17 protein-coding genes and 1 pseudogene are annotated in these 12,016 nt (G+C 47.2%); 11 read left to right on the forward strand and 7 right to left on the reverse strand.

Annotated elements, in window-relative coordinates; translation table 11 throughout:
- The first annotated feature begins 96 nt into the window (after window positions 1–96).
- From AC6I8B_RS11315 to AC6I8B_RS11325, 3 genes are all read left to right on the forward strand, one after another.
- Window positions 97–1,239: an acyltransferase family protein gene (locus tag AC6I8B_RS11315; RefSeq protein ID WP_010258734.1), complete on the forward strand. Its 1,143-nt coding sequence runs from the start codon at window positions 97–99 to the stop codon at window positions 1,237–1,239.
- Window positions 1,240–1,420: 181 nt separating this feature from the next.
- Window positions 1,421–1,681, forward strand: coding sequence for a hypothetical protein (locus tag AC6I8B_RS11320; protein WP_122888806.1), 261 nt, complete (start codon window positions 1,421–1,423; stop codon window positions 1,679–1,681).
- A 101-nt stretch (window positions 1,682–1,782) separates the two neighbouring features.
- Entirely contained in the window at window positions 1,783–1,968 is a 186-nt protein-coding gene (locus tag AC6I8B_RS11325; protein ID WP_010258724.1) for a hypothetical protein, read from the forward strand.
- A 97-nt stretch (window positions 1,969–2,065) separates the two neighbouring features.
- Here the strand turns inward: AC6I8B_RS11325 and AC6I8B_RS11330 are convergent, their stop codons facing one another.
- The 7 genes from AC6I8B_RS11330 to AC6I8B_RS11360 form a co-directional block, all read right to left on the reverse strand.
- Window positions 2,066–2,203 (reverse strand): hypothetical protein, encoded by a 138-nt coding sequence (locus AC6I8B_RS11330; protein ID WP_010258717.1) that lies wholly within the window; start codon window positions 2,201–2,203, stop codon window positions 2,066–2,068.
- Window positions 2,204–2,416: 213 nt separating this feature from the next.
- Window positions 2,417–3,439 carry an alcohol dehydrogenase AdhP gene (gene adhP, locus AC6I8B_RS11335; protein WP_010258714.1) on the reverse strand — a complete coding sequence of 341 codons (1,023 nt, stop codon included), beginning with the start codon at window positions 3,437–3,439 and terminating at the stop codon, window positions 2,417–2,419.
- Between the two features lie 552 nt (window positions 3,440–3,991).
- On the reverse strand, window positions 3,992–4,432 hold the full coding sequence (locus AC6I8B_RS11340; protein WP_033787634.1) for a WapI family immunity protein: 441 nt from the start codon (window positions 4,430–4,432) through the stop codon (window positions 3,992–3,994).
- Between the two features lie 17 nt (window positions 4,433–4,449).
- Window positions 4,450–5,124 carry a hypothetical protein gene (locus tag AC6I8B_RS11345; protein WP_223563859.1) on the reverse strand — a complete coding sequence of 225 codons (675 nt, stop codon included), beginning with the start codon at window positions 5,122–5,124 and terminating at the stop codon, window positions 4,450–4,452.
- 610 nt (window positions 5,125–5,734) lie between these two features.
- Window positions 5,735–6,319, reverse strand: coding sequence for a hypothetical protein (locus AC6I8B_RS11350; RefSeq protein WP_497816286.1), 585 nt, complete (start codon window positions 6,317–6,319; stop codon window positions 5,735–5,737).
- A gap of 11 nt (window positions 6,320–6,330) precedes the next feature.
- Window positions 6,331–7,239, reverse strand: a complete 909-nt coding sequence (locus AC6I8B_RS11355; protein ID WP_497817437.1) for a hypothetical protein — start codon at window positions 7,237–7,239, stop codon at window positions 6,331–6,333.
- Between the two features lie 41 nt (window positions 7,240–7,280).
- Window positions 7,281–8,123 (reverse strand): phage repressor protein CI, encoded by an 843-nt coding sequence (locus AC6I8B_RS11360; RefSeq protein WP_497816288.1) that lies wholly within the window; start codon window positions 8,121–8,123, stop codon window positions 7,281–7,283.
- A gap of 112 nt (window positions 8,124–8,235) precedes the next feature.
- On the opposite strand from AC6I8B_RS11360, the gene AC6I8B_RS11365 reads away from it, so the two are divergent.
- The 8 genes and pseudogenes from AC6I8B_RS11365 to AC6I8B_RS11400 all read left to right on the forward strand — a co-directional run bounded on the left by AC6I8B_RS11365 (window position 8,236) and on the right by AC6I8B_RS11400 (window position 12,015).
- A complete protein-coding gene (locus tag AC6I8B_RS11365) occupies window positions 8,236–8,637 on the forward strand; it encodes a hypothetical protein (protein WP_497816289.1) in 402 nt (133 codons plus the stop codon).
- Window positions 8,638–8,668: 31 nt separating this feature from the next.
- Window positions 8,669–9,178: a phage regulatory CII family protein gene (locus tag AC6I8B_RS11370; RefSeq protein WP_497816290.1), complete on the forward strand. Its 510-nt coding sequence runs from the start codon at window positions 8,669–8,671 to the stop codon at window positions 9,176–9,178.
- A gap of 75 nt (window positions 9,179–9,253) precedes the next feature.
- Window positions 9,254–9,376: a hypothetical protein gene (locus tag AC6I8B_RS11375; RefSeq protein ID WP_497816457.1), complete on the forward strand. Its 123-nt coding sequence runs from the start codon at window positions 9,254–9,256 to the stop codon at window positions 9,374–9,376.
- Complete coding sequence (locus AC6I8B_RS11380) at window positions 9,340–9,681, forward strand: DUF5347 family protein (protein WP_425048376.1); 342 nt, start codon at window positions 9,340–9,342, stop codon at window positions 9,679–9,681. The genes AC6I8B_RS11375 and AC6I8B_RS11380 overlap by 37 nt, the downstream gene beginning before the upstream one ends.
- A 67-nt stretch (window positions 9,682–9,748) precedes the next feature.
- Window positions 9,749–9,979, forward strand: coding sequence for a DUF2732 family protein (locus AC6I8B_RS11385; protein WP_497816291.1), 231 nt, complete (start codon window positions 9,749–9,751; stop codon window positions 9,977–9,979).
- Window positions 9,979–10,203 (forward strand): TraR/DksA family transcriptional regulator, encoded by a 225-nt coding sequence (locus AC6I8B_RS11390; RefSeq protein WP_497816292.1) that lies wholly within the window; start codon window positions 9,979–9,981, stop codon window positions 10,201–10,203. Before AC6I8B_RS11385 ends, AC6I8B_RS11390 begins: the two co-directional genes overlap by 1 nt.
- Window positions 10,203–11,219: pseudogene (locus AC6I8B_RS11395) on the forward strand (replication endonuclease); the annotation flags it as partial. The gene AC6I8B_RS11390 and the pseudogene AC6I8B_RS11395, both read left to right, overlap by 1 nt.
- A 232-nt stretch (window positions 11,220–11,451) precedes the next feature.
- Window positions 11,452–12,015 (forward strand): hypothetical protein, encoded by a 564-nt coding sequence (locus tag AC6I8B_RS11400; protein ID WP_497817438.1) that lies wholly within the window; start codon window positions 11,452–11,454, stop codon window positions 12,013–12,015.
- Window position 12,016 lies beyond the last annotated feature (1 nt).

Consider the following 12,016-nt stretch of genomic DNA (forward strand, 5'->3'; position numbering starts at 1 on the left):
GCTCGGAATCTTCTTACTTTTGTAAAGGCCCGTTTACATATCTGTTGCCTTGAGGCTTAGTGAGCGCCGAAGGTCGGATAAAAACGAGGAATAGTTATGTCTGCAACACGAGGTTGGTCTACGGAGCTGGAGGGATTACGCGGCATCGCTTCTCTCTGGGTATTAGTTGGCCATATCAGCTTACTGGTTCATTGCCATATCACGCTTATTTCATCCCCTGGCATCGGGGTCGATCTGTTTATTCTGTTATCGGGTTATCTGATGGCGAAAAACTACGTCGAGCGTCAGCAGAAAGAGCCGTGGCAGAGCACAGAGACCATCAAGAAGTTCTGGATCCGGCGCTTCTTCCGCATCGCCCCGCTCTACTATCTGCTGTTAATCATCGCCCTGATTTATGGCCCGTGGTTTGGCGAGATGCGTGACACCATTGCTCATTTCTATTCCGGCACCGCCACAGAGTCGTCGCGTTACAACGACCAGTCGCTGGCAAACATCCTGACCCACTTCAGTTTCCTGTTCGGCCTGCTGCCCGAATATGGTTTTAATACTGTGCTGCCTGACTGGAGCATCGGACTGGAGATGCAGTTCTATCTGCTGTTCCCGTTCATCATGTTGGTGACGCTGCGCTTTGGTTATGCCGCATCGCTGATTGGCATCATGGCGCTCTGCTGCGCTGGCCGGTATGTGCTGGCAGATTATTATGAGGCGTTTGAGATGCCTTCAATGATCCTGATAAAGCTGAATATGTTCCTGTCGGGCATGCTGCTGGCCGAGGCGATCCGCCGTAAATCCCTGCTCTACGTTGCCTTTGCGCTGCTCGGCCCGGTCGCCAGCGTGGCGATGGGCCTGGGTGCGATTAAGCTGCAGGTGATTATGGAAGCGCTGATGATCGTCGGTATGACGGCGATTCTGTGGCAATACCCGCAGGGCAGCCTGATGGCAACGCTGATTGCTCTGCCGCGTAAGCTGCTGAACAACCGTCTCAGCACCTGGCTGGGCGACGTGTCGTTTTCGGTCTACCTGCTGCATCTGCTGATTGTAATCCCGCTGATCGCACTGCTGCTCAATCACACCGACATCGAGTTTAAGAGCGACATGATGCGTTTCCTGATTGTCTGCGTCTCTGCCATCCCGGTGACCTATGCGCTGGCCTCTTTACTCTATAAGTATGTTGAGAAGCCCGGCATTCAGATTGGTAAGCGCGTGCTGAAGCCGAAGCTGGCCGATCAGACCAGCTGAGTTTTTAACGCAGGCCATCCCTTTCTTAAAAGCCCCCGACTTCGGGGCTTTTTTTTTGCCAGGAAAAGCGCAATTGGCTGTGATAACGAGCCTGCTCAGGCATTGATTAAGCCCGTCGCCAGCACACCCGCTGAGGTGAACTACACTTTGCCGGTTAGCAATCTGACTCAGAGGAGAGAACATGAGCATTCAGCATCTGCTGCTATCCACCGACGGTGGCGCAGTGATCATTGAAGCAGAACAACTCGAAAGTGAGCTGGTTATCCCGCCCCACCTGCAGACCCTGACCGGCGGTGAAGCTGACAGCGATACCGGCCATCGGGTGGCGGTAACAAAGCACTACTGCAAGGGACGCTACTATGCGGTTGCCCTTGATCGCCATGCGGCCAGCAATGAAATTGATGACGTAATCGACCTGCTGCATCCGACCCCGCTTGATTAGTCTTTGTCGGACAGAACCAGTTATGTTCAGCTGATTCCCTGGCGGAAAAACTCAGTATTGCCGGTGCGCGGCATTTACCTATTCAGAAGAGGATAAGCAATATGCAAAAGAAGAAGTGGTTTGTTTCTTACGTGATTAAGCCCAAAGGTGAAAATCATGTCACGACTCACGCCTTTATCGAGGGCGACGATGTCGAGGAGGCGCTGGAAGCATTTATGTTCGAAACCAAAAAAAGCCTGTCGCTCGAAACCGAAGAGCTGACTCTGCTTTCGGTGAGCCTTGTGTAGACTCTGATTAACCTCGCGATTGCGGGGTTTTTTATGTCCTGTATCAGGATCAGTTATCTATTTATATTATTTATAATTTCCCTGGTGCGGCACTCAATTACTTACTGGGATACGGCCAGGCGTGATCAACGCCAGTTGATGACAGCAGACCGGTAACCGCCAGATACGCCAGTATCAGGACAAACAGCACAATCGCTGCAATTTCAATGGATTTGAGTAAGTGATGCTTAGCCATAAATAACCCTCCTTCAGATGTGTGTAATCAGACTTCACCCCATAAACTATAATGTTACCGGTAAAGTTCAAGTGAAAATCACATCATGAAACATAAAGCCGCGCTTATTAATGCTTTAACGGAATGTGCTCTTACGCATTCAGAGGGAGGGAACTGGCCTTACAGGCATAAAAAAGCCCGCACGGCGCGGGCTTCTGCGATTATCAGCACGGATTATTCAGCAGACTGACCGCTAAAGTCGATTACCATCCTGCCGCGGATCTTGCCCTGAATCATCTCATCGAAGATGGCATTGACCTCACCAATCTTCCTTTTGGTCACCTTCGGCACCACCTTCCCTTCTGCCGCAAACTGGAAAGCTTCCGCCAGATCGTTACGCGTCCCGACCAGCGATCCCACCACCTGAATGCCATCGAGCACCAGACGCGGAATATTCAGGCTCATCGCTTCCGGCGGCAGTCCGACAGCCACCACCCGACCACCGGCCCTGACCGCATCGACAGCAGAGTTAAACGCTGCTTTGGCAACCGCCGTTACCACAGCCGCATGCGCCCCACCGGTTTGCTCCTGAATAAAGCGAGCCGCATCTTCGCTGGCCGAGTTTACGACCAGGTCGGCGCCCATCTCTTTCGCCAGTGCCAGTTGCCCATCACTCACATCAACCGCGATCACTTTGGCGTTAAAGACGTTTTTCGCATATTGCAGAGCGAGGTTTCCCAGCCCGCCAAGACCGTAAATCGCCAGCCACTGACCCGGTTTTACCTCGGACACTTTCACCGCTTTATAGGTGGTGACACCGGCGCAGGTGACACTACTGGCGGCGTAAGGATCAAGCCCGTCGGGGACTTTGACCGAATAGTCTGCAACGACGATACACTCTTCAGCCATACCGCCATCGACGGTATAACCGGCATTAACGACCTCTCTGCAGAGCGTTTCGTTACCGGAGTTGCAGTATTGGCAGTGCCCGCAGCCCTTAAAGAACCATGCCACGCTGGCACGATCGCCTGGCTTAAGTGAGGTCACATCTGGCGCGACTTCCTCAACAATACCGATACCTTCATGACCCAGCGTCACGCCGGTTTTATCACCGAAATCCCCGTTCTTCACATGCAGATCGGTATGGCATACGCCACAGCATTCCATCCTGAGCCGTGCTTCGCCCGTTTTGAGAGGACGCAGCGTCTTCTCAACCACTTCAACCTTGTGTTCACTGTTAGCAATTGCCGCTTTCATAAACGATGCTCCTTTTGATTGAAGCTTTAAGGATAAGCCAAACCGCGGTGATGACAAGATGACAGGTAAGCTTTGGGTGCGAGGCTGGCAGGGTTGTTTCTGCTTTTGCAGAGTGGAGTGGGTTTTTGGGATGCAGACCGGGCACCTTAAGCTAGTAGGGTTATTTTGCGTTCGCTTTTCCACTCAAATTTTAAGCTCACTAATATGTCAGGATTTTATCAATACCATCGGTTAAATTTAATATACACATAAGAAACTACGATAACCCATGCAAAACTAAGAAGTGCTGCATACTGCGGAACAAAGCAGATGAAGATATACACGCCAGCCACAATAACTGCAGCAGGAACTAAATATAAAAATGACTGAATCAGCCATAAAATAGCACGCTTCATTTATTCATAATCTCATAAAGAGCGTCAGCAATTTCCCCCTGTTTGGCAGTACAGGTGCTGATACTGCCGCATCGAATATTGCATGGACGGAAAAACCTGAATAAAGACCCATTTTATGCCCAAAGCTTTCAGTTAAAACTTTTCAATGGCTAAATGTTTAATTCTGCCATTGAATCATTTCATCCAGCCTCTTCAGAATGTCGGGGAAATAGCTTTCATCAAGGCCAAAGCTGCCTTTAACCTGAACGCTGTCGGCATGAGGCTCCGGTCGAAGGATAAAATCAATAGTTACGCTATCAATAGTATTTTCATTTGTCAGTATCATATCAAGCTGATGAATATCGCTCTGATATTTAAACGACTTTAACTTTTTCTGAGCAATTATCGCCTGATGAAAAGCTGAAAATTCTTTTTTCAACATTTTCAACTCTCCAACAGTGAACTCAGTCTTAAATGCCACCTTCAGGCCGCTTACAGAGAATTCTATCCAAGACTGTATCCAATCCCAGTGATGGTTAACAGGATCGGCTTCGTTATCCACTATGCGTTCAAAAGGTGCGATTGCGAAAGTAAATTCTTCACTCCTGATATCAAACATGGAAATGTTCCTGTTAATTAATGAAAATATTGAAAATGAGATATTGTCCAGTCCGATTCTCTGACAATCACCTCAAATTTGTACTTCTGATAGACATACTCTTGAAGCTGCTTATCGAAGCGCAGCTTATAAATTTCCGTTTCGTATCGGAACATTCCCTTACCTTCACGAGGATCTGGCATTCGCTTGCCATAACGAATAGCCCTTTCCTGAATTTGCAAAGGAACATATCGAGCGGGTTCGTACATATGGCTTGCGGCTGTTTGCGTCATTTTAAGTTTGCGCGCATGTAGCCCGAATTTCAGCCGCCCACGCAAAATAGATACCGTACCCTGACTAATTTTTGCTGAGATTGCCGCACGTGAGCCAGCTTCAAATAGTACCCGTCCGGTACGAAGAATACGAAAAACACCTAACGCCAATAATGCAATATCAGTTGGATCAATTAGCGGTGTTTCAAGCGGTGCTTCTTCAAGGTGAAGAAAATGCCCCTGAACATCATAAATCTGCCACAAACCCGGAGCCTGTGCGACCGAGTAACCGATACACATACCGCTGGTTTCATCTGTTACGGGCTTTGCATTTCCTGGCAAATGGCTGGGGCGAATCTCAAAAAAAACGCCCTGAGGCAATCTCGACTCAAATGTGTAGTAACGTCCAGGCTCCTGTTTTGCTGCTGTTCCTGATATCATTCTCAATCCCTCGTTCATGATAATGGCTGTATTATAGTGCCACACTAAGATAAAACGATCACTCTCCGAAATTTACCCATCCGTCCGTCAGAGAACTATAAATACGTGAATCCCTCGGCACGAGCTGTGTCCCCTAACATACCTTCAATCAATGGACATCAGATGAATGATTAACGTCACTGTTTCTGCGTTATCGATATCAATAACGCCATACTTACCATGAAGACCTGATCCAACGTAACGCCCCAGATGCATTAATGAGAGTATTAGTCGAAGCGCGCGAAATGAGAGGTATTAAGATTGGGCCAGACCTGCCGAATTTTCATGAGATGAGACGCGCTGAAAGTCGACTATTTGATGTGAGAAGCGAAGAGGTTTTTTGTAAAGGCCATTCGACCATAAAAAACTTTTCTATGAAGAAAAAACAATCGTGATTCAAGCGATCAGGAATATGTGATGGCATAGATTGAATATTGTGATTTCGGGATTTTTCGTAACAATCACATAAAATCTTTATAAATCATAAAGCAAAAAAAGACCGAATACTATTAAATATCATATTAATCAACACCTTAAGTATTGCATTGGCGATAGATTGGCTACATTGGATTTAATGGCACGGATTGTTGTTGATCAGGATGAGATACAATCTTTTAACTATCATGACAATTGTTAGAATAATGTTTATTGTGACGACTACAATTAGAGGTGTAACAAGTGTGGTTGCCCAAGACAATTTCAAGGTGGCAGTAATACCAGGAATGTCAATGCTTGTAAAACTTGGAGTTTGTGGAAGGATGGAGTGAATGAATGTGGTAACAACAAGCATCAGGGAGCACAAGATGGCATATGAAATATTATGATAAAGTTCTTTCAACAATTTCAGCTTTGCGTAAGTCGGTGCCCCGATCTGATTTGGATGAGACGCAATTTTTTCTAATATTCGATTTTCTTGATCATAAATTAATACTATAACTGATAGCAGGAGCGCTGTAAAAATGGCTCCAAAATTAACTAATAATGAATCTAAGTCTTTATTTAAGTTAAAAGAAAAATATGCACATAACAATGCAACTCCCACAGGAAGAATAATGAATGTCAAAACATCCATCTTTGATATCTTATTATCCTGCACTCCTTTTAAAGACTTGAAATGTGCTTCGATGATACATGCAATATTTATCTTTCCGCTCATAAACAAATCTCCTACAAATTAATCGTCCGTATTATGTCAGACATTATACCACGCGACCATTTATCAATCGAATCAAAGTCAGGATTACCTGCGACAATGTCTACTTCTTCGAGGTCTATCTCAATTTGGCAAAATGCCTGCTTCCCATTATGACCGACAACAAAGGTTTTTTTACTTCCATTCATAGTTACGGTAGCTTTGACATGACTTGCTTGCTCTTCCAATAGCCCGATCAAATTATATTCGTCGGTATTTCTTCGCATAAACGCACCGAGCTTACCTAACGTCTTGTTTCTTTTTGCTTTTATAACATATTCATGTTCGATATCACCTAACTCGGCAATTTGATCTTCTATATTTTGAGGTGGTCTGAAACCAAATACTTTTATTTCTTTCATATCAGCTTCTAACCATCTGACCATAGCCTTTTCGTACGAAAGAATCTGCATTTGTACGTTTTTAGTAGTTGCATTTCTAAAGTAAGTCGAAAATTCAGATAAGAATAGAGATTTAACACCGTCACTTTTGAACGTATACATTAGGGCAATACCCTTCCTAGATTCCTTAGGAAGATAAAAATTAAAGTAATAGTTTCTGACATCTGCATGTATAGTTTCTTTTTCAAAAGCAACCTGGCTATCAACAGTGTTAATAATGTCGTTTTTAAACCCATAATCCCCCACACACATCCAGCCACTTATGATTCTTTTTTCAGCGTCTGACTTAATATTTAAGAATTTATAAGTCTGCTGTTTCTCTTCCACTTTCTTAAAGGTTTTATGTTCATCTATGAACCTCACCAATAAATCATACATATCATATTGACCAATTCGATCAATGAAATCGTATCTATTTTCAGGGTTGGCACTTTCTGAATGAGGATTGAAACAACGAATAAAGTATGGAGCTAAAGCATACATAATAAAATCCTTCTCATAAAAATGAATAATATTGCAATTAATTAATTGTCTAACTCAAGCGTTGCAATAACTTTCCCTGCAGGTTCGACTTCATCCACAGAACATGCGAAACTCGAGTTGCTTTTAGTAACATTAATTTTTTTACCCGGCAAAATTACGACATCATAAATATCATATTTACCGTCAATCGCTAGTAACCATCGGCCATTGCTAACGCTACGAATTCCGGTATCTACTATCCAAGCAGCATGATTACTGTTGATAAATATAGGCGTGGTCGGTTGCTGACTCAAAAATGAAAAATCTACATACCAAGATCCATCGTCCTCAAGAATTCCTGAGTTTAGATTTTTTTTAGGTATTGATTCTGATTGATTTTCAGGAGTAGTTTCGCGCTTATCACTTCCCTTGCCAGTAGCAAGCCACTTTAAACTCACTCCTGTATCTAGCGCACAGGCCACAACTACGTCGCCGGGGAAATAATTGCGTCTTATCCAAGTGCTTACTGTGCCAGAAGAGATATCAAGCAATTCGCAAAGCTGTTTCTGCATCGTAAATCCATAGGCATCTAGAATCCTACGAAGCACCGCTTTTCCGCCATTAGATATAACTTCTTCGTAAAGTGCTTTACCCTTGAGGTTTTCAGCTTTCACTGCTGAGCTTGCTTTTTCAAGCTCACCGGTAACTAACCAACTAATTTCAGCACCAGTGTCTAATGCGCATTGCACTATCGCATTGCCAGGCACTTGCCCCCGCTGCATCCAGCCAGCAACGTTGCTTTTAGCAATACCAAGATGCTCCGCCAGCTCTTTCTGCATGCTAAACCCGTAAGCTGAAAGCATCCGCTCCAAAACATCCGCACCAACAGCCTTTTCGATACGCATTGCACACCCTGAATTTGATTTTCTTGTTTACAGATAAGAAAAACGGATCTAGAGTGTTAACACACCACATGTAACACCATAGAACATACTTACTAACTGGAGATACTGCTTTATGCACACTGAAAATGCAAACAGTCAAATCGCATTTGACTTAGTGCAATCTCAAGATTTTATTGCCAATGTCGCAGCGATTTTGATGCCAGCTATCAGCGAAGCAGTAAACGACGCTGTAAACAAAGCTGTCACGCTGGCAACATCCCCAACAATGTCTAAGCAGGACTTTGCTGCAGCCAACCGCATTAGCCTGTCAGTGCTAGAGAAATGGATTGCTAACGGGGTTGTTCTGCTCGCCCCTACCCCATCTTTCACCTACACGCAGAACCGCACTAATCGTAAGACAGGCGAAGTAGTAGAAACCACCATGACGAAACATGGCAATCCGCTTATCAATGTTGCTGCATGGCGTGAAAAGAACCGCCAGCAGGCAATCAAATGCCGCTACATCAAACCCTAACTTGATTTTGCAAGTTAAGAAGGATCTGAGCATGTTTGATTTCAAGGTTTCTACCCATACCCATTACGACGATGCATGTCGCAAATTCGCGTTAGTTCACAACATGGAAGACGTCGCGAAGCAGTCCGGAATGCGTGCGCAAACTCTGCGTAATAAGCTGAATCCAGACCAGCCGCATCAGCTTACCGTCTTAGAGGTTTTAGCTCTTACCGATGTCACTGAGGATGCAACGTTAGTTGATGGCTTGCTGGCGCAAATCCAGTGCCTCCCCTGTGTGCCGGTAAACGAAGTCGCTGATGAAAAATTTCCCCTGTATGTCATGAAAGCTACTGCAGAAGTGGGCCAATTAGCAGCAGGCGCAACCTCTAAAGAGCCTATGACAGCCAACTGTAAACGTGGCCTTCTGCAAAACGTTAATAGCGGTATTCGCTGCTTAACACTGGCCGCAATGGCTGTACAGGCGCGTATTCAGGCTAATCCGGCCTTGTCCTCAACTGTCGATGCTATCAGCGGCATCGGTGCATCATTCGGTATGAGTTGAGGTGTAATCATGATCTCATTGGCAGCAAGACTCACACGCCAAAGCCCATCCATGTCATACGGACACGGCTGGATCATGGGAGAAAACGGTAAGCGCTGGAATCCGGCAACGCCGTCAGCTTCAGAAGTAAAAGCACAAGCATTACCTAAGAGGAACAAATCATGGCTATCGAAGGCGATTCCATGTTGGTTGAACTGACAGCCGGTCAACGTGTTGCCGCGCTGAATCATGTTGCTCTACTTCGGGCTCAACTGATGGGCGGAAATTGCGAAAAAGATGTAGCCCGTTTTATTGCTGAAATGCGCGATGTTACTGACAGCAATTATCAGGATAACAAACGAGCGTTAAGCGCTATCTTTTTCCTGGCGCACATAGGTAAAGACCGGCACTCAGCCGATTTTACTGATCTCACTACTGATGAAAGAAACGCGTTGATTCGCGCAATGAACCACCTGAAAGCCGTTGTGAGTTTGTTCCCCAAACGAATGACTATTACGAACTAAATAATCCAAAGCAATTAATTGGCGTAGACCCGCCGGGATTCGCTTTGCCTGAAGAAAGGAAAATTAGATGCTGAATAAATTACCTGGTACCAGTAAACCTGCTTCATATATTGAACTCGATATGATGCTGAATGATGCGCGCAAGGAAGAGCGTCTTGCTCGTGCAGAACTTATGGCCTCACGCCTCAATGTATTGGCATGGAAGATCCGTAGTGATGGAATGACACACATCGAAGCAGCCGAGCTACTTAATCAGGAAGCGGAAAAAATTCAGGCTCAGATTGAGGAGGCGCAATAATGGCTGACTCAATGGACATCGTGCAGCAGCGCACCGATGAAATGCTGGCTCGCAATATCGCCAATATCGTCAATCGCGCGCCTGCTATAAGCGCCTCATTTTGTGAAGACTGTGATACCCCAATTTCTGAAAAGCGCCGCCGCGCATATCTGGGTGTAACTCGCTGCCTTTTCTGCCAGGAAATTGAGGAACAGCGCAATAAACACCGGCAGGGTAATTCCTGATGCATGAGGAATTTGCTTACCCGTGGAATGCTCCACGGGAAGCCATCGCCAGCCCGTACCCCACCTATGAGGAAATGCAAAGCCGCAGTCAGACGATTGCGGCTTTAGTGCGTGCGCAGGAGCTACTTGAAAAGCAGCCGACTGTGATTCAGCTCGACGTTAAACGCCGCGTTAGTGATCTGGAAAAGACACAGGGAACAGCCCGCGCCAATGCGTACTTAACCAAAACATTTGTTGAGAGCACATTGCCACGCGTTGAAACCGTTAACGCTCAATATCGTGTAGGCGTAATGAAGGGGAGCACATTAAAGTTACTCGGCGGTAACGCAACTGAGCGTGACAATACGGCTGTAGCAGGTGGTCAGCTTTACAACCTAATGCGCCGCTTTAACCGCCTGCCGGATATGGCTCGCGCCGACGTTGATCTGCTTGCCGGGGATGTTGCTAATTTCATCCTGGCCGAGCTGGTACAGGCACACGCGCAGGCCAGTGACGAATCAGATTACAAATACACGCACCGCATTTACATGACCGCCGCCACCATCACCCGCGAGATAAGCCAGACGCCTCCACTGTGGGAAAAGGTAACGTCGCGCCTTTTTGACCCGGAGGAAGTTACTCCGGCAATCCTGCGTATGCAGACGGAAAAATGGTGGAAAGGCCGGCTGCGTCGCGTCGCCGCATCATGGCGTGAACATCTCCAAATCGCACTGGCTAACGTCAGCAAAAAGCATACCCCCTATGCCAGCAGCATGACTGTTTCTGAGTGGCGTGAGCAGAAGCGCCGTACCCGTGAGTTTTTAAAGGGAATGGAGCTGGAAGACGAAGAAGGCAATCGCATCAGCCTGATTGAGAAATACGACGGCAGCGTGGCTAACCCGGCGATCCGCCGCTGCGAGCTGATGACCCGCATTCGTGGCTTTGAAAACATCTGCAATGAAATGGGCTTTATAGGCGAGTTCTACACGCTGACCGCCCCGGCGCGCTATCACGCCACGATAAAAACCGGTCATCGGGCTGGTAGCCTGGCCGGTGATTGCGGGCGTGAATACCCTGATTGCCGGGGCGGGCTTTCTCGGCACGGCATTCAGCATCGCGGGCGGAGCTATTGCGGCCGCGCTCAGCGCTATTACGCTGCCGGCGGTGGCCGTCGCGGCGGCAATCGTGGCCGGGGCGCTACTGGTGCGCAAATACTGGGAGCCTATCAGCGCCTTTATAGCAGGCATGGCCGAAGGGTTTACCGCAGCGATGGGGCCGATCAGTGATTCCTTCGGTTCGCTGAAGCCGGTTTTTGAGTGGGTAGGTGGCAAGGTCAAAGAGCTGTGGGACTGGTTCGGCAAACTGCTGGAGCCGGTGAAATCCACGCAGACCGAACTTGCCGCCGCCGGAGACATGGGTAAGAAGTTCGGCAACATGCTGGCCGAGGCGCTGAAAATCCCGAGCCACGCGCTCGATCAGCTTATGGGCGGCATCAACTGGGTGCTGGATAAGCTCGGCATTATCGACACGAAATCCGATAGCCTCAAAGACAAAGTCCCGTCCCCGGATCCGGTAGCAACCGGTGGCGCGGGCGCAGATACCGGCGGGCTGCAATACAACATCGCCTATGGTGGCGCACCTTACCGCCCGGTTTCAGCCCCGTCAGCCGGGGGCGGATTCACCGACCGCAGCCAGAATACTTATCAGTATGAAATCAACATGCATGAGGGTATGACCAAAGACGACGCAATGGCGCTGATGGCGCAGCACCAGGCTAAAGAGCAGCGCAACCGCCAGGCACAGAACCGCAGCAAAATGGGCTGGGAGGATTAAC

The organism is Pantoea sp. X-Soil-ISGK-285 (genome assembly GCF_059730815.1).